We start from the raw sequence: 18,017 nt of genomic DNA on the forward strand, positions 1-18,017 counted from the left end.
CTCAAGTTTGTGCAAGAAAAAAGCCCGACCATGCGTGGGGCGGGCTTCTCTGACAAAATGTTGTGATCAGTCAAACTGTGAACGGCAACAAGCAGCACCCTACCCTTGGGATGAGCGCCACCAGCGCCAATTCGCGCTTTGTTTGTTGAGCACAACAGTCTTCGAATACATTGTTATTTCAAACTCTTTGTTTATGAATAATGCTGTCTGATCCAGCTTATCGCATCGACCAGCGTTTGTACTATACCATCGACTGGTAGTTTGTCGACAGTCATCCCTTCTCGATAACCATATGGAACAGCAAGCACCGGACAACCTGCATCACGTGCCGCCAGTGCATCATTCATCGAGTCACCAATGAATAGCGCTTCAGCAGGCGCCACACCGAGGTTTTGGCAGGCATAGAGAACAGGTTCTGGATCCGGCTTGCGAGTCTCGCAAGTGTCGCCACTGACCACCACGTCCATGTATTGATCGAGCTTTGTTTTTGCGAGCAAGTCGTGTGTGAAGACCGCTGGTTTATTGGTGACTACAGCAAGGCGTAAATTCAATTGTTGAAACGCTTTAAGCCCTTCGAGCACACCCGGGTAGATCGTGGTTCTCAAACCGTTGTAACGGGTGTATTGCTTAACGAACGCTTTGCGTGCGGTCTCTAATCGCGTTTCGTCCAATGTTTGGGAGGATGAATCTGCCAGTAAGGTTTGTCGAATCAGGTGGTCAGCCCCTTTGCCCACAAAGGATGTGATGAGATCCAGTGGTAAGGCAGATAACCCGAGGTCTTTACGCATTGCGTTGGCTGCGTCGGCCAGATCTGGGATGGAATCAACCAATGTGCCATCCAGATCCAACAAAACCGCTTTTAATGCAGGGCGGGTGTGAGACATGGTTTCAGACATTTGTGTTTGACCTAAGCGTTTCGGGTATCGGCATCGACGCGTGCAATTTCAGCACGCATTTGATCAATCACTGATTTGTAATCGGGCTGGCCAAAGATCGCTGATCCAGCCACAAAGGCATTGGCCCCCGCTTGGCGTACACGACCAATGTTGTCGATTTTGATGCCGCCGTCGACTTCAATGTCGATGGACTGCCCACCTTGGGCAATGTGCGCATCGACGCGTTGGCGAACCTGTCGAATCTTATCAAGCGTACCCTCTAAGAACGATTGACCTCCGAACCCAGGGTTGACCGACATGAGGAGCACGATGTCCAGTTTATCCATCACATGATCAAGCCAGTGCACAGATGAAGCTGGATTGAGCACTAGACCCGCCCGACAGCCGTGATCGCGGATCATGGCCAGAGTGCGATCCGGATGACGTGAGGCTTCTGGGTGAAAGGTCATGATGTTGGCCCCTGCTTTTGCAAACGGCTCAACCAGACTGTCAACCGGTTCAACCATTAGGTGAACATCGATGACGGCATCTGTTAATGGTCGGATGGCTTCGCAAACCAAAGGTCCAATGGTTAGATTCGGGACATAATGGTTGTCCATCACATCGAAATGGATCCAGTCGGCGCCAGCGTCAAGTACTTGCGTGACTTCATCGCCGAGTCTGGCAAAGTCAGCCGATAAAATACTGGGTGCGATTTTGATGGAAGCGTCAGGTTGTTTGATATCTGGCATGATGACATGAATTCGTTGCAGTAAAAGGGTCATTATCGCAGGCTGCGATCCATCTGGTCGAATAAAGGACGCTGAACTGCGTTGTGACGATCTGCATAGTGGTTGTTTTGGGAGTTGACATTGAAGAACTTTGAGCTTGAAGTTGAGGTTCAGGCGCAGTACTCAGCCGAGCACTCGGAACCCGATCAAGGGCGTTACTTTTTTGCTTATACGGTGCGCATCACCAATATCGGTCGGGAGCCTGCGCAGGTGATTAGCCGTCACTGGATCATTACGGATGGGCATAATCAACAAGAAGAAGTGAAGGGCTTGGGCGTGGTTGGACAGCAGCCGTTAATCGAACCTGGCAAGACGTTTGAATATACGAGTGGGTGTCCATTGTCGACACCTGTGGGTACGATGCAGGGCTCTTTTCTGGCAGTCGGTCTGGATGGAGAGCCGTTTTGGGTGCCGATCGACGAGTTTGCATTGATGATGTCGAGAATGTTGCATTAAGCATCTGAAATTATCTTGTAGAAAAGTGTGCGTTTGCCTGGGTTTCTTCACGATCGAAGGGCTGCCGGGCGTATGATGGGCGCTGTGAGTGATTCCCCTGTGGCCTATCAATGTAGAGAGTGGGTGTTGGATGAAAAAGCAAAACACGGTGATGTGGTGGTTCTCGCTGGGTCTGGCTGTTCTGATGGCGGGTTGTACGACGTCTGAGCGGCCTGGCGTGTTGCCTGGTGATGAGCCCGTCGCGGCTGATGAGAAGTTTAGGGTCGTGCCTTTGTCGAGTTTGCCTGAAACCAAGCCACGCGCTTTGTCGGGTCGTTATGTGGAAGTGGCTTGGAATACCTTGCCAGGTTGGCAGGGCGATGATTTGCAGGGGTATTGGATTAATTTTCTGCGTAATTGCCAAGGTTTGATGCGTCCTACGAGCGGTAATGTGAGTGTGCCTGCTCGGGCTGCGCCACGCGCATGGCATGCGGTCTGTGTTGCTGCACTAGATTCCTCAAAAGCACCCGCGCCCAATGATGCGGGTGCCATCCGCAAGTTTCTGCAAACCTATTTAACGCCGTGGCGCTTGGATACTGCGGATCAGCGTCAAGCGGATGGCATGGTCACGGGTTATTACGAGCCCATCGTGGAAGGTTCACGTAAGCGTCAGGGCAAGTATCAATGGCCTTTGTATGGCGTGCCGGAGAACCTTTTAAATATTGAATTGGGTGATCTATATCCAGAGCTTGCTGGCAAGCGTGTACGTGGCAAAGTGGTTGGCAATCGTGTCGTGCCGTATGACAGTCGTGCTCAACTCGCTAAATCTGACGACAACTTGCCCGTGATTGTGTGGTTAGATGATCCGGTGGACAATTTCTTCTTGCAGGTACAGGGTTCAGGACGCGTTCATCTTGCCGATGGCCCTGATGCCGGTCAAACCATTCGTTTGGCGTATGCCAACCACAATGGCCATCCCTATAAATCGATTGGGCGTTGGTTAGCCGATCAGGGTGAATTGCCTATTAATCAGGCTTCGATGCAGAATATCCGAGCTTGGGCAAAGAAAAATCCAAGTCGTACACAAGAGATGTTGAACGCGAATCCGGGTGTGGTGTTTTTCCGTGAAGAGGCGATTGCCGATGCACAGCAAGGCCCTAAGGGTGCTTATGGCGTTCATTTGGGTGCACAGCGCGCGATTGCCGTAGACCCAACCTTTGTGCCACTGGGCACACCGGTTTATTTAACGACAACCATGCCAGCGAGCAATCAGCCACTCCAAAAAATGGTGTTTGCCCAAGATACGGGTGCGGCTATTAAAGGCGCTGCGCGAGCAGACTTCTATTGGGGATCCGGCCAACAAGCGGGTGAGACCGCAGGTCGTATGAAACAGCGCGGACAGATGTGGCTACTTTGGCCTAAATCTGCCGGGGAGCCGTCAGCCCGATGAAAAAACATTCAATCGTTGTCTGTGGAGCTGGCCTTGCTGGCATGAGTATGGCGCTTGATCTCGCGAAGCGAGGCGTGCATGATTTGCTGTTGCTGGGGCCACCTGTCCCTGTGGCTGAACAAGGTCCAGATGATTTTGGCCTGCGAGTGTATGCCATCTCCAAAGCCAGTCAAGCGTATTTACAGCGTTTAGGTGTTTGGGACATGATTCCTGAACAACGTCTAACCCCAGTCGATGCTATGGAGATTTTTGGGGATGCGTTTGGCGCGGTGCATTTACGCGCTTGGCAAGCGGCACGACAGGAACTCAACTGGATTGTTGAGTCCGTTCAGATTGAGCGTGTTTTGATTCAAGCTTTGCGGTTTCACGGCGTGCATTGGATACACGACACCCTAGAGACATTTCGTCATCGAGTGGGTCAGACGCGCGGTGGTCAAACCATCCAAGCCGATTTGTGGATTGGTGCCGATGGGACAAACTCCACCTTGCGTCAGCAAGCAGGTATTGCGCTCGTGGACAGTCCTTATGATGCGACTGGAGTCGTTGGCCACCTAACTTGTGAAAAGCCTCACCAAGGTGTTGCTTTGCAATGGTTTCAGAAAGACATGGTGCTGGCTTTATTACCGCTGCCCGATACGTCTGCCGGTCATCAGGTGTCGATGGTCTGGGCGGCAACGCGTCAAGCCGCGCGTGATCTATTAGCCCTACCAGAAGACGAACAAGCGCAGTTTTTGCAAACGCATCTAGGTGAAATCAGTCGTGGACGCTTGGGTCAACTCACGTTGAATTCGATCGTCAGGGGATTTGATCTGACACTTGCGCGCTCTGACATGATTGGTGATGGGGTGGCGTTGATTGGGGATGCGGCCCATCGGGTGCACCCTTTGGCGGGTCAAGGGTTGAATCTGGGGCTATCAGATGCCAGAGTTTTAGGCGAATTAGTCACTGGACGTGAACTTTTCTTTGATGCCGGTGATCCAACGTTATTACGTCGATATCGTCGTGCCCGGGCCAAGGATATTCTAGAAATGCAATTGCTCACAGATGGTCTTAAAAGGCTGTTTGATCTAGAGTTGCCCGGTGCGCGCTGGATTCGTAATGCGGGTATGGCCATGGTCGATCGCTTGCCGCCGGTGAAACGAATCCTGATTGAAGCGGCAACCCGCACACCTACTCAGTAAAGTCACCAGATAGAGGGTGGTTTGAGTTCAAATTTGGAGAGAATAAACGTGTTATCCAGACTTTTAACGTTGCTCGCATTGGGCGTGGCATGGAATGTGCAAGCTCAGACAGCCCCTGCAACAGAGGTTGAGAAAGCTAACGACAAGGCACCGGCTGCTGAAGTCGCTAAAAGCGACGCAACGCCCAGCACTGATTCGGGTGCAACTTCTGCGAGCAATGATGGCATCGAAGCGACTGTGATGGATCGCTTTAAAGAGCGCTTTGGCAATGTGCCGATTAATCAGGTTCGTCAAACGCCTTTTAATTTGTTTGAAGTGCAAATGGGACAAACCATTGTCTACGTCGATGAAAACGTGCGATTTGTGATGGATGGTCATTTAATTGATGCAGAAAGTCGGCGCAACCTGACGCAAGAGCGCTTGGATGATTTGGCAAAAATTGACTTTGAGGCCTTACCGTTTGAACTGGCCATTAAACAAGTGCGTGGTGATGGCTCACGTCGGATTGCTCTCTTTGAAGATCCAAACTGTGGTTATTGCAAACTCTTGCGTAAAAATATGGAAGGTATTGATAATCTGACTGTGTACACATTTTTGATGCCCATTTTATCGGCAGATTCCACCGATAAGGTTCGCGATGTCTGGTGTGCAGAGAACCCAGGTGTCGTCTGGGATGACTGGATGTTACGCAATCAAGTGCCTCAGAAAGCCGAATGTGATGCGCCCATTGCGCAGATGCTGGAAACAGGTCGGGATTTACTGGTGCAGGGCACACCGGCCATTTTCTTTGAAGATGGCTCACGGGTTCCAGGCGTGATTTCCAAAGAAGATTTGCTCGCAAAATTGCAGTAAAACACAGACAATTTCAGAAAAATCTAACCCGAATGGGAGACAGAAACATGGCGGACACGCTCAAAATTGCCGTATTGGACGACTATCTTGAAGTTGCACAGGGCTTGGCGGACTGGGATCGACTTGAAGCGGAAATCACGTTTTTTAAAGATGTGATCGCACCTGAAGATCTGGCGCAGCGCCTAGCTGATTTTGATGTGGTGATTGCAATGCGTGAACGCTCGCGGTTTGATGCGGGTTTGATTGCGCAGCTGCCCAATCTCAAATTGCTGGTGAGTACTGGGGCGCGCAACGCCGCCATTGACATGCAAGCCTGTGAGAAGGCTGGGATTGAAGTGCGTTTTGCAGCGGGTTCGGGTTTGGGCAACAACGGCACTGCAGAGTTGGCGTGGGCACTTTTAATGGCACTCAATAAAGGTCTGGTGTCTGAAGTGAATAACTTGCGTGCTGGCTTATGGCAGACGCAGATGCCGCCTGTGCTTGCTAAGAAACGTCTAGGCATTGTGGGTCTAGGTAAACAAGGCCAGAAGCTTGCCCGCTACGGTCAGGCGTTTGAAATGGATGTGGTGGCGTGGAGCCCAAACCTCACCGATGAACGAGCTGCAGCAGCAGGCGTGACCCGCGTGAGTAAAGAAGAGCTGTTTTCAAGCTCGGATTTCATTAGCGTACATTTGGTCCTGAGTGAAACTACACAGCATGTGATTGATGCACAAGCTCTGGCTAGCATGAAGCCATCGGCCTATCTTATCAACACATCACGCGCTGGGCTGATTGATACGGTTGCCTTAAAAGCGGCATTGGACGAAGGTCGTTTGGCCGGTGCTGGATTGGATGTTTTTGATGTTGAGCCCTTGCCAGTCGATGATCCATGGCGTCAAGTTCCGAACGCTTTACTCACACCACACATTGGTTATTCGAATACAGAGAATTTTGCGGCCTATTTCCCAAATGCGGTCGAGACGATTGCTGACTGGCAAGCGAGTCTTGGGTCTGTCTCTGACGCATGAGTGACGTTTTTTCTGCGCCACTACTAGTTCGTGTTCTGCTGCTGTTACTGCTTGCAGCAGCAGGCTATTTTCTGTCGGGCTTTGTGGTGCCAGTGCTCGCCGCACTGATTATGGGGTTTGCGTCATGGCCACTCTATGCGCGCTTACTTGAACGCTTGAATGGCAACACGGTGCTGGCCGCCACGCTGGCGCTGCTGGCTGTGCTTGTGATTCTGATTGTGCCCCTTTCCATCGCGTTGTCTTATGCGGTTACAGAAGCCAGTCATTTGGTGCGTTGGTTGCTGCAGGCGAACCGTCAAGGTATGTCAGCGCCAGCTTGGTTAGATGCCATCCCGTCGATGGGTCCGACCCTGTCGATGTATTGGAATGAGTATATTGGCGAGCCCCATGCGATCGGACGCTGGATTGAAGCGATCAGTGGTCAGCATATTGGCGAGGTCTATCGGGTTGCTGTGTCCGCAACCGGTAACGTGTTCCATTTGTCGCTATCAGTTCTCTTCATGCTGATTACGCTCTTCTTTATCTATAAAGATGGTGGTCGGTTGCGAGGTCAGCTGGATCTGGTGGGCGAGATGATTTTAGGAACCCGATGGCATCAGTTCTCCCGAATGGTGCCAGCCACGGTCTCTGCCACAGTCACTGGGATGGGTCTGATTGCGATCGGTGAAGGGGTCGTACTTGGGGTCGCTTATTGGGTTGCAGGTGTACCTAACCCGGTTCTACTGGGAGTGGTCACCGGGGTGATGGCATTGATTCCTGGGGGTGCGCCTCTGAGCTTTACACTCGTGTCTTTGTACCTAATCGGTTCGGGCAAGATTGTGGCGGGTATCGCCTTGTTTTTATGGGGTGCAATCGAACTCTTTATTGTCGACAAAACCTTGCGCCCGAGATTGGTAGGCGGTCCGGTTAAATTGCCGTTTTTACCGACATTTTTCGGTTTAGTGGGTGGGGTTCAAACGATGGGTCTGGTTGGATTGTTTGTCGGACCCGTTCTCATGTCGTTATTGGTTGCTATTTGGCGTGAGTGGATTAACCATTTGCGGCAAACACGTTTAAAACCTGCGCATGAGGCAGTCATCAAGTCAGATGACCATCGACCAGATTGAGTGTGCGATCGCAGGCTTGGGCTAGTTTTGGATCATGCGTGACAATCAGAACGGCACACCCAAAAGATTGATTGAACTCACGCAACATCTCGAAAATTTTAGCGGCCGTTTGCGTATCCAGATTGCCTGTCGGTTCATCTGCGAGTAGCAATGCAGGTCGCGTCACTAAGGCTCTGGCAATCGCGACACGTTGCTGTTGCCCACCAGAGAGCTCACTAGGTTTCTTATGTGCCATATTGGGCAGACCGACGGAGGCCAGCAATTGCATCCCCCAGTCGCGCGTTTGTGCGTCCGGACGACCACGATCGATCATGAGAGGCATCAGAATGTTTTCTAATGCGCTGAAAGCTTCGATTAAATGATGAAACTGAAACACAAAGCCAATGTGATGGCGACGTAATAGCGTGCGTGCTTGTTCAGAGAGTGTGCGGGTGGCTTGACCGAGCAAATAGAGTTCACCACCTGTCGGTTGATCCAGCAAACCCAAAATATTGAGCAATGTGCTTTTGCCAGATCCTGATGGACCCGTCAGTGAGACAAACTCATGGCGTGCCAGTGACAGGTCGATTCCATGTAGAACTTGAGTTTCAGTCGGTAATCCGATGTGATAAGACTTGGTGAGCGCCTCAAGGGAAAGGACGCAATCTTGAGGAGAGTTTTGATCAGAAGATGTGCGCACAAATTTAGACATATCGGATCGCCTTAACTGGATCGAGTCTTGACGCACGCCAAGCCGGTGCGATGGCTGCCAGCATACCGGTGAGAGTAGCGAGCACAGTCGCAAAAGGAATAATCGTCAGAGACGGTTCAATATCAAAAAACTTCGGCCCGAAATGATTAAATGCCCAAACCAATGACCAACCAGCCATGGCGCCGATGGCTGAACCAATGAGTCCGACCAGCGCGCCTTGGAGTAAAAACACCCACAGAATTTGCTGACGATGAATGCCCATCGCTCGCAAAATGCCAATTTCACGGGTTCTTTGGGTCACGCTGATCGCCAAGACACTGGCAATCCCAAAAGCGACTGAAATCGCCACAAAAAAGCTAATCAACCTTGAAGAAAGGTCCTGGGACTGCAGGGCATTCATCAACTGACTGTTCATTTCCATCCAGCTCTCGGCTTGTAAACCTGTCAGACGGATGATGTCGTGTGCCATGTCTGTGGCTGCCAGAAGCTCGTGAATGCTCAGATCAATGACGGTAGCCGCACCCGGTAAGTTCAGTAAGGTCTGAACTTGTTTCATATCCATGTAGACAAAGCGAGAGTCGAGCTCACGCACACCCAGATCAAAGATGCCGGTGATGGTGACGATTGCAGATAAGTCTTGACTGGTTTCAATCCGCATTTTGCTGCCTACACGCACACCGAGATCTTGTGCCAGCTTGGTGCCAATAACGGCATCGCCTGGGTTGATTTCAAATTGACCTGCAATCATGGATTGATCGACTTTGATAATGCGCAGATAACGCTCGGGCATGACACCAATCAATGAAATGGCTTTGACCGCATCGGCCCTTCTGGCAAAGCCTGGACCCGAGACAACGGGGGACACAGCTGTGATACCCGGTAAGGTTTCGAGTGCTTGAATCACTTGTTGCCAGTTGTCGATTGAACGCAGCTTTTGAGCGCGGATATCTTCCTGGATTAAACGTGCTTCGTTCGCTTGCGAGGGTGGGGCGATTCGATTGACCAAAGGCTCTGATTCGATGCGGATGTGTGCTTGAGTACCGAGCGTGCGTTCGATGAGGTTTTCTTGTAAGCCGTTGACGAGTGTGGTGATAAAAACAATGACGCAAACCCCAATGGCCACTCCAATCAAGATTAACAAGGTCTGCGTCATGCCTTGACGCAAAAACTTGAATGCAATGTTGGTTTCAATCCACATGGACAGGCCGTATGCGTTGATCTGTTCGCACAGTCGGATTGAGCAAAACCGCTTCGCCCGGTGCGAGTCCGTCCAGAATTTGAGTTTGCATCAAATCGCGTCTGCCCAGCTTCACAGCGCGTTCAGTTGCTAAGTTGTTTTGTAGAACTAAAACTTGTGCGTGTTGGCCTTGAGCATTTTTAAGCGCACTGTTGGGGACTAAAAGGGCGGTCTCTAGGTCTGCTGTCGTGATGGTCGCGGTGACAGTCATGTCTTCGCGTAAAAAAGTGGGTGTTTCGTCGAGTGTCAGATAAACATCGACCGTGCCACGCTGGCGATCAACCATCGGTGCAATAAAACGAATGTGGGCATTGAGCGTGTCGTTTTCAAAGGCATCGGCGATCACTTGGGCGGTCTGACCCACGTCTAGGGTACTGAGGTGACGTTCATCGACAGGAACTAAGATCTCAAGATCGTCCATGCGCACCATTTCGAGTAAGGTGCGTCCGGGCTGAACCTGATCACCTGGTTCGACATGACGTGCCAGAATGAGGCCATCAAAGGGCGCACGAATCTGTGTTTTATCTAGTGCAGCTTGTGCGTTTTCAATACGCTCTATCAGGGTGCGTTCTTCACTGCCGCCTGGGGCCAGGGACTCCAACGTGAGTCGCGCTTGCTCCAGGCGCGCGTGCGCTGCCGCTTTGGCTTGATCGGCTTGCTCAGATTGCTCAACTGACACGACTCGAGATTGCAGCAGACGTTGTTTGCGATCAGCTTCGCGTTGTGCTTGAGCAAATTCAATCTCAGCTTGGGTGAGTGCTACCTGGGCCTGTGGATAGCGGTTTTGTTGTAGCTGGTCTAAGGCGCTACGGGCTTCGGCAAGCCGTGATTGAAACTCTGTGTCCGTGAGTGACAGCAAAGGATCACCGGCTCGAACCGTGTCGCCTTCTAGTACGTGACGGGCTTGAACAGTGCCGGTAATCTCAACACCAATCCGAGCACGTGTCTGGCTTTGCACATGGCCAGCTGCCACGACTGCTTGAGAAAAGGGTTTCGATTGAATCGTGACGACAGAGATCGGCGTTGCACTGAAGTGATGCCAAATAAACAGGCTCAGTGCAATCAGTCCGATGAGGACACTACCAACCCACAAACGCTTTTGTTTCATCAAAATTCCAGCGCTTAGGCGGTTGGGTAAGTGCCTGGTAGCAGAATATTCCGATCAACGGTTTCAATGTCGGTATGACCACAAAACGCCATACTCAGATCGAGCTCGTTGTGAATGATTTCAAGGGCTCGGGTGACACCGGCTTGACCCATAGCGCCTAGACCATAGAGAAAGGCGCGACCGATGTAGCAGCCTTTAGCACCTAACGCACGGGCTTTGAGCACATCCTGACCACTACGGATACCACCATCCATGTGAACCTCAATACGATCACCCACGGCATCGACGATGGCTGGCAAAGCGTGAATGCTCGATTCAGCTCCGTCTAGTTGCCGTCCGCCATGATTACTGACGATCAGTGCGTCAGCCCCGCTGTCGGCGGCTAACCGCGCATCATCGACATCCATGATGCCTTTCAGAATGAGTTTGCCACCCCAGCGTTTTTTAATCCATTCGACATCATCCCAACTTAACGCGGGATCAAATTGAGATGCAGTCCATTCACTGAGTCGACTCATGTCAGTCACACCATCAACATGGCCCACGATATTGCCAAAACTGCGTCGTTTGGTTTTAAGCATGCCTCTTGCCCAACGAGGTTTAGTGGCAATGTTCAACATGTTGGCAATGGTGAGCTTTGGGGGTGCACTGAGACCATTTTTAATGTCTTTATGACGCTGTCCTAAAATCTGTAAATCCAGCGTGAGAACCAATGCACTGCAATTGGCGGCTTTGGCGCGATCGATCAATCGCTCAATAAAGTCGCGATCTTTCATGACATAGAGCTGAAACCAAAATGGGTGGCGATTGGTTGCTTTGGCGACATCTTCAAGAGAACAAATGCTCATTGTGGAGAGCGTAAAGGGAATGCCGAACTCTTTAGCTGCGCGTGCGGCGAGAATTTCGCCATCTGCGTGTTGCATGCCTGTTAGACCGGTTGGTGCGATGGCCACTGGCATGGAAACGGGCACATCGACCATGGTGGTCGCGGTGCTTCGGTTTTCCATGTTGATGAGAATGCGCTGACGAAATAGGATTTTCTGAAAATCTTCTTCGTTGGCACGATACGTTGACTCGGTCCAGGAGCCCGAGTCGGCGTAGTCATAAAACATACGCGGAACTCGCCGTTTGGCGAGTTTGCGTAATTCTTCAATGTGAGTAATTGTTGAGGTCATGGCAGCACCGCAGGTCAAAGGTGAGCTGCAGCGCTGCCAAACAGAGTCATTAGGTTGAGGCGAGCGCCGCAGATTTTCGTTTTTCGATCAACTGCCAGAAGGATACCGCGATCAGTATGCCAAAGCCAATCAAATCACTCATTGAACCCGGATTAATCAGGCTAAATGCACCCACACACAGCAAGATCCGTTGCAGCATGGAAGAGCGTCCGACAAACCAGCCAAACAGTCCACCGGCCAATGCAATGACACCAATTGTGGCAGTCGCAATCGGAATGGCGGCGTGATACCAGCTTTGTCCATCTTCAAGAATGAAGAGCAGTGCAGGTTCATAAACGAACATAAATGGAACAATGTAAGCGGGAGCCGCTGCTCGAACAGCCGCCAGCCCCGTTTGCCACATGTTGGCTTGAGCAATCCCTGCCGCGGCAAAGACTGACAGTGCGACAGGTGGGGTAATGGCAGACAGAATGGCAAAGTACAACGCAAACAAGTGAGCGGCTGGTGCTACGATGCCCATTTTGATGAGTGCAGGCACAAGCAGAGCGACCATCACAATGTAAGCAGGGGTGGTTGGCATACCCATACCCAGCACAATCCCAGCGATGGCGGTTACCACGAGTGCCAGAAGAACGTAGTTGCTAGCCATTTCAATCACAACCTGGGTAAAGACAATGCCAAGACCGGTGATGGTGATTGAGCCGATGACCAATCCTGCACAGGCACAAGCCATGGCAACCGACAATGCACCCCGTGCACCTTCTTCCAACGCTGCAATGGGGGTGTACCAGTTGATGTCCTCACGAGTTGATTTACGCAGTAAGGCCACTGGCAAACAAACTAATGCCGCAACCAGCGCACACAGTGGGGCTGAATAACCCAGAATCAGACCGATCAGAATGACGAACATTGGGATGAACAGCTGACCACGCACCAGCATAACTTTCCAGAGCTTGGGCAGCTGATCTTTCGGCACACCGGCAAGCTGATAACGCTTGGCTTCAAAGTGCACTGCAAAAAAGACAGATAAGTAGAATAAAAAAGCCGGAACAATCGCCCAAATTGTAATCTGGAGGTAAGGCACCGCCAAGAACTCAGCCATCACAAAAGCAACCGCACCCATCACAGGTGGCATGATCTGGCCCCCTGTTGAAGAAACCGATTCGACCGCACCCGCAAATGAGGCTTTAAAGCCTGTGCGTTTCATGAGTGGAATGGTAATGGGACCTGTCACCATGACGTTGGCGACGGCACTACCAGAAACGGTTCCAAACATGGATGAACTGATGATGGCCACTTTACCGGGGCCACCCGCACTGTTTCCTGTGAGCGCTAGAGAGAAGTCCATGAACAGGCGGCCTGTGCCACTTTTTTCCATGAACGCCCCAAAAATCACAAATAACATCACGTAAGCCGCAGAGACCCCCAGCGTGGATCCAAAGATTCCTTCCGTGGAGAGGTAGAGTTGCTCAATCAGAACTTGAAACGTAATTTCAGTAAAGAGGGCGGCATACCCCACAAACAAGATCGCTGTCAGCGGTAAAGCCCATCCGATAATACGGCGGGTGGCTTCGAGCGTGATAATGATCATCGTGACACCCCAGAACAGATCAGCGGGTGTCAGATCATCGATATAAATAATACGGTAGGTAAAGCCTTCGTAATCCATGAAGATATGAAGGACCCCCCCAAGTCCCAGGGCAAGCAAGAGCATGTCATATGCACGCCATGTCTTGCGTGTGCCCTGGAAACTCGGAAAGAGTAAAAACACCAGCGCCAGCGCGAACATCAGGTGAGTTCCACGGAAAATAATCGCCTCGGGCGGACCGAACCATGCGACGTACATGTGATAGAGCGACATCGCGACTGCAATCACAGTCACTAGGTGCCGCATGAATCGCGAAGAGGGATCCAATGCGGCTTTTTCGTCAGAAACAACTTTAGTGTTCATGCTGGTGATTCCTGGTGTGTCAACAAACTAGCTTAGAGGGCACCTGATTCTTTGTAGAATTTCTCGGCACCTGGGTGCAACTTAATCCCGGCATCAGCAGCCATGTCTTTAATCGTGAGGGTGGCCATGCCTTTGTTGACAGCGGCCATGGAATCAATGTTGTCTGACATGGTTTTAACCATGGTGTAGACCATATCATCTGGCAAGTTGCAATCCACGATCAGGTGGGTGTAGTAACCCACAGCTGGTACATCCTGATCTTGACCGGGATATGAACCGGCTTTGATGATGAGCTTGGTATAGGCAGGGTTAATCGCGTTTATCTTGCCGATGGTGCCATCATCTGCTGGAACCATGATTACGTCACGTGAGTTGGCCAGATCCATCACAGCAGACGATGGAACAGCTGTACCCAGTGTGAAGATGTCGACGTGACCGTCTTTCATCATGGAAACCGCATCGGTATAACCTGCCTGGAGGTTCAGTTTGTCCAGATCTTTATAGGTCATGTCGTTGGCTTCCATGGTCATGGCGGTCAGTGCTTCCGCGGTGTTGCCACGTGGCTGAGTCACGACGCGTTTGCCTTTGAAGTCCTTAAAGGAGTTCACGCCAGCTTCTTTTAGGGCGACAACCTGGAAGTATTGGGGATAGAGGTTGGCCAGTTGGCAGACTTTGGTGGTTTTGTTTTTGAAGGGTGCGTTGCCTAGCATGCCGTCAACCGCACTACTGGAGTTTGAGAATCCAATTTGTGCTTTGCCTTCATCCACACCGCGCACGTTTGCAATCCCTGCGCCGGGCATGGATGTAATGCTGAGTCCAGGGATTGCTTTTTCCCACATGGCTTTCAGTGCACCGCCCAGTGGGACCCAGACGCCGCCCTGAGGGCCGGTCATCATGGTGACTTGTTGCGCTTGTGCGGGGATACTGGCCATGGCAGCGGTCATTGCCAAAGCGCCCAGACTGAGTTTGAAAATAGGTTTCATGATGTCTCCGAGTGTTAGTTTTGGTGAGAAACAGGGCTGTTGCCCTACTTACCTGCCGATTCTAGGCATGGAGTCGACGTGATGAAAAGTCAGGGTTAACTAGGATAAAAATTCGCTGCAACGCAAAAAAACCGCACATTTTAAGGCGTGCGGTTTTAGAAATCTTAGTTAAATCAATAGGTTTCGTTAGTTGGCTGCTTTGACAGTAATGGCCGCGGCAACCTGTCTGGCGTTTTTTCGAGCCTGTTCAAGGTCGTTATTTCGTGCGAGTGCGACGCCCATACGACGTTTGACATACGATTCGGGCTTACCAAATAAACGCAGGTCGCTATCTGGTACAGCTAAAGCGTTGGCCATCCCTTCGAAGGTAACGTTTTGTGCGTCAACGCCACCGTAGATGACTCGACTCGCGCCCGGGCTCAGTAAGCTGACATCGGTTGGCAGCCCGAGTAAAGCCCGTGCATGCAGTTCAAATTCGCTTTGTTTTTGTGAGATCAGGGTGACCAGTCCTGTGTCGTGTGGTCGCGGACTGACTTCTGAGAACCAGACTTCGTCGCCTTTAATAAAGAGCTCGACACCAAAAATACCTAACCCACCCAAGTTTTCTGTTACAGCCAAAGCCATGGCTTGGGCGCGCTCGAGTGCTTTAGGACGAAGCGCTTGAGGTTGCCAACTTTCCACATAGTCGCCATCGATTTGTTGGTGACCGATTGGTTCACAAAACTGAGTCATGATCTCGCCTTGCGCGTTTTGTGAGCGCACGGTCAGCAATGTGATCTCTTCCTCAAAATCGACCCAACCTTCGACAATGACTCGGCCTGCACCAGTGCGACCGCCTGTTTGCGCAATATTCCAGGCCGTTTCAATGTCGTCGTGAGTGCGGATCAGACTTTGACCTTTACCGGAAGATGACATGACGGGTTTCACCACACATGGCAGGCCGACCGCTTCAACGCCTTCACGCAATGCCTCGAGTGAATCGGCAAATCGATAGGGGGATGTGCGCAATCCGAGTGTTTCAGCCGCGAGTCGACGAATGCCTTCGCGGTGCATGGTCAGTTGCGCAGCGCGCGCGGTTGGAGTGACACGTAATCCCCTGCGGCCCTCAAGCTCAACCAGAACGTCGGTTGCGATGGCTTCAATTTCTGGCACGATGACATGAGGTTGATATTTGTCGATGACGGCTTGTAACGCGTCACGGTCAGTCATGTCGACGACTTCGGCATGATGCGCCACTTGCTGGCCGGGTGCATTGGGGTAGCGATCAACCGCGATGACTTCGACTCCGAGCTTTTGAAGCGACAGAATGACTTCTTTACCAAGTTCGCCAGAACCCAGTGTCATCACTTTTAGTGCAACAGGACTCAGTGGTGTGCCCCAGCGGGCTTGAACGGGAGATGACATAGCTGGAAGACTCCTTGGACGTAAAGTGCGAGTAAACGTATTCGATTATCCTGCATCTGTTCGTCAATTCGTGTGACAGAACAGTTTGCAAGCGCTTTTGTCACAACAGGTCAATTGTTTGTCATAAAGCGCAAGGTTTGTGTATCACCGCGCAAGCGGATCGATCAAGGGTAAAATCGACGCATGATACAGAACCCTATCCCCTTTAAACCGACGCAGGTTTTGTCTGACGGTCGTCGAACGCTAGAGCTCGAGAGCGAAGCTGTGCTGGCTTTGCGTAATCGGCTGGGCGACGTGTTTGTGCAGGCTGTGCAAACGTTACTGAATTGTCGTGGTCGGGTTGTGGTGAGTGGATTGGGGAAGTCGGGACATATTGCCCGAAAAATTGCCGCCACACTTAGTTCAACAGGAACGCCTGCCTTATTCATGCATGCCTCTGAAGCGCTTCATGGTGATTTGGGTATGATCACCCAAGAAGATGTGCTCTTAGCGATTTCTTACTCAGGTGCCGGTTCGGAGTGGGCAGCGATTGTGCCAGGTGCACGTCGATTAGGGGTCACAATTCTGGCGATGACAGGTGATCAGACCTCGGATCTCGCAAAAATGGCTGATTTGTGGTTGGATATTTCTGTAGAGACTGAAGCGTGTCCGCTGAATCTGGCGCCTACATCAAGTACCACGGTCACTTTGGCCTATGGAGATGCATTGGCGGTGGCGTGTCTGAATGCGCGTCAGTTCCAAGCTGAAGATTTTGCGCGATCGCACCCCGGTGGTGCATTGGGTCGGCGCTTATTGACTCGGGTGGCCGATGTCATGCGTCATGGATCTGCAGTGCCCAAGGTGGCGCAAAGTGCCACGATTACCCAAGCATTGCAGCAAATGTCTGATAAAAATATGGGCATGACAGCGGTCGTGGATGACCAGGGGCGTGCGGTCGGTATATTCACAGATGGTGATCTGAGACGTTTATTAGAGAAAGTGGGTGATGTGCGTGGTTTGCCGGTCACACAAGGGATGACACCAGATCCTCGACATATCGATGCCAATGCGATGGCAGTAGATGCGGCAAAAATCATGGAAGACACAAAAACAACCCAGTTGCTAGTGAGTGATGCGCAAGGTTTGTTGATTGGTGCTTTGCACATGCACGATTTGATGGATACAAAAATCCTATGACAGAAAAAAGTTTACATCCAGCCGAAGCGCTGGTGCTGGCACGTATTTCAGAAGCCGTTGTGCAACGCGCTGCTGCAGTGCGACTGATGGTCTTTGATGTGGATGGCGTATTGACGGATGGCAGTCTGTTGTATGCAGACCAGGGTGAATTACTCAAGCGCTTTCATGTGCACGATGGATTGGGTCTCAAAATGCTCGCCGGTAATGGTGTGCGAGTTGCCTTATTGACAGCCAGACAAGGACCGATTGTGGCCATGCGCGCTGCAGAATTGGGCATTGGCGATGTAATTCAAGGTTCGCGTGACAAAGGTGAAGCTTTGCAGACGCTGGCCAATGATGCCGGCATTGGGCTGGAGTCCGTCGGTTATATGGGGGACGACATCGTGGATCTGCCTGCTTTGCAAAGAGCAGGTTTTGCGGTGAGTGTCCCAGATGCGCCGGTTTATATTAGCCAGAGCGTTCATTGGGTGACGACTCGTTCAGGTGGTCATGGGGCGGTGCGTGAGTGCTGCGATGTGATTTTGGCGGCTCAACACCGTCTTGGTGCGAAATTGCAACCGGGGATTCGTTTGCCTGGTTCAGTTGCACAATAAGA

General features: G+C 51.4%; 17 protein-coding genes. 8 read left to right on the plus strand and 9 right to left on the minus strand.

From position 1 onward, the window contains the following. Positions 1–191: 191 nt before the first annotated feature. Both ACOI06_RS01765 and rpe read right to left on the minus strand, forming a co-directional pair. A complete protein-coding gene (locus ACOI06_RS01765) occupies positions 192–896 on the minus strand; it encodes a phosphoglycolate phosphatase (protein WP_420660765.1) in 705 nt (234 codons plus the stop codon). Positions 897–907: 11 nt separating this feature from the next. Continuing rightward, a complete protein-coding gene (rpe, locus tag ACOI06_RS01770) occupies positions 908–1,627 on the minus strand; it encodes a ribulose-phosphate 3-epimerase (protein WP_420661013.1) in 720 nt (239 codons plus the stop codon). A 120-nt stretch (positions 1,628–1,747) separates the two neighbouring features. On the opposite strand from rpe, the gene apaG reads away from it, so the two are divergent. The 6 genes from apaG to ACOI06_RS01800 all read left to right on the plus strand — a co-directional run bounded on the left by apaG (position 1,748) and on the right by ACOI06_RS01800 (position 7,697). Further along, positions 1,748–2,122, plus strand: a complete 375-nt coding sequence (apaG, locus tag ACOI06_RS01775; RefSeq protein WP_420660767.1) for a Co2+/Mg2+ efflux protein ApaG — start codon at positions 1,748–1,750, stop codon at positions 2,120–2,122. Between the two features lie 130 nt (positions 2,123–2,252). Continuing rightward, positions 2,253–3,551: a murein transglycosylase A gene (locus tag ACOI06_RS01780; RefSeq protein WP_420660768.1), complete on the plus strand. Its 1,299-nt coding sequence runs from the start codon at positions 2,253–2,255 to the stop codon at positions 3,549–3,551. Continuing rightward, the gene (locus tag ACOI06_RS01785; RefSeq protein WP_420660769.1) at positions 3,548–4,732 is read left to right on the plus strand and encodes an FAD-dependent monooxygenase; all 1,185 of its coding nucleotides are present in this window, start codon (positions 3,548–3,550) and stop codon (positions 4,730–4,732) included. Before ACOI06_RS01780 ends, ACOI06_RS01785 begins: the two co-directional genes overlap by 4 nt. Before the next feature lie 48 nt (positions 4,733–4,780). Then, positions 4,781–5,584 (plus strand): DsbC family protein, encoded by an 804-nt coding sequence (locus ACOI06_RS01790; protein WP_420660770.1) that lies wholly within the window; start codon positions 4,781–4,783, stop codon positions 5,582–5,584. A gap of 47 nt (positions 5,585–5,631) precedes the next feature. Next, positions 5,632–6,591 carry a D-2-hydroxyacid dehydrogenase family protein gene (locus ACOI06_RS01795; protein WP_420660772.1) on the plus strand — a complete coding sequence of 320 codons (960 nt, stop codon included), beginning with the start codon at positions 5,632–5,634 and terminating at the stop codon, positions 6,589–6,591. Next, a complete protein-coding gene (locus tag ACOI06_RS01800) occupies positions 6,588–7,697 on the plus strand; it encodes an AI-2E family transporter (RefSeq protein WP_420660773.1) in 1,110 nt (369 codons plus the stop codon). Before ACOI06_RS01795 ends, ACOI06_RS01800 begins: the two co-directional genes overlap by 4 nt. On the opposite strand, the gene ACOI06_RS01805 is transcribed toward ACOI06_RS01800, so the two are convergent. The 7 genes from ACOI06_RS01805 to purT all read right to left on the minus strand — a co-directional run bounded on the left by ACOI06_RS01805 (position 7,669) and on the right by purT (position 16,246). Then, positions 7,669–8,388: an ABC transporter ATP-binding protein gene (locus ACOI06_RS01805; RefSeq protein WP_420660774.1), complete on the minus strand. Its 720-nt coding sequence runs from the start codon at positions 8,386–8,388 to the stop codon at positions 7,669–7,671. The genes ACOI06_RS01800 and ACOI06_RS01805 overlap by 29 nt on opposite strands. After that, entirely contained in the window at positions 8,381–9,586 is a 1,206-nt protein-coding gene (locus tag ACOI06_RS01810; protein ID WP_420660775.1) for an ABC transporter permease, read from the minus strand. The genes ACOI06_RS01805 and ACOI06_RS01810 overlap by 8 nt, the downstream gene beginning before the upstream one ends. Beyond that, entirely contained in the window at positions 9,576–10,733 is a 1,158-nt protein-coding gene (locus ACOI06_RS01815) for an efflux RND transporter periplasmic adaptor subunit (RefSeq protein ID WP_420660776.1), read from the minus strand. Before ACOI06_RS01815 ends, ACOI06_RS01810 begins: the two co-directional genes overlap by 11 nt. A gap of 14 nt (positions 10,734–10,747) precedes the next feature. Next, positions 10,748–11,908: an alpha-hydroxy acid oxidase gene (locus tag ACOI06_RS01820; protein ID WP_420660777.1), complete on the minus strand. Its 1,161-nt coding sequence runs from the start codon at positions 11,906–11,908 to the stop codon at positions 10,748–10,750. 49 nt (positions 11,909–11,957) lie between these two features. Continuing rightward, positions 11,958–13,859, minus strand: coding sequence for a TRAP transporter permease (locus ACOI06_RS01825; protein ID WP_420660778.1), 1,902 nt, complete (start codon positions 13,857–13,859; stop codon positions 11,958–11,960). Between the two features lie 32 nt (positions 13,860–13,891). Then, complete coding sequence (locus ACOI06_RS01830) at positions 13,892–14,842, minus strand: TAXI family TRAP transporter solute-binding subunit (RefSeq protein ID WP_420660779.1); 951 nt, start codon at positions 14,840–14,842, stop codon at positions 13,892–13,894. 186 nt (positions 14,843–15,028) lie between these two features. Next, positions 15,029–16,246 carry a formate-dependent phosphoribosylglycinamide formyltransferase gene (gene purT, locus ACOI06_RS01835; protein WP_420660780.1) on the minus strand — a complete coding sequence of 406 codons (1,218 nt, stop codon included), beginning with the start codon at positions 16,244–16,246 and terminating at the stop codon, positions 15,029–15,031. Positions 16,247–16,429: 183 nt separating this feature from the next. On the opposite strand from purT, the gene ACOI06_RS01840 reads away from it, so the two are divergent. Next, positions 16,430–17,422, plus strand: coding sequence for a KpsF/GutQ family sugar-phosphate isomerase (locus ACOI06_RS01840; protein ID WP_420660781.1), 993 nt, complete (start codon positions 16,430–16,432; stop codon positions 17,420–17,422). Beyond that, complete coding sequence (locus ACOI06_RS01845; protein ID WP_420660782.1) at positions 17,419–18,015, plus strand: KdsC family phosphatase; 597 nt, start codon at positions 17,419–17,421, stop codon at positions 18,013–18,015. The genes ACOI06_RS01840 and ACOI06_RS01845 overlap by 4 nt, the downstream gene beginning before the upstream one ends. The last annotated feature ends 2 nt before the right edge of the window (positions 18,016–18,017 follow it).

Source organism: Orrella sp. 11846, from assembly GCF_048820935.1.
In the GTDB taxonomy this organism is placed as follows: Bacteria; Pseudomonadota; Gammaproteobacteria; order Burkholderiales; family Burkholderiaceae_B; genus Algicoccus.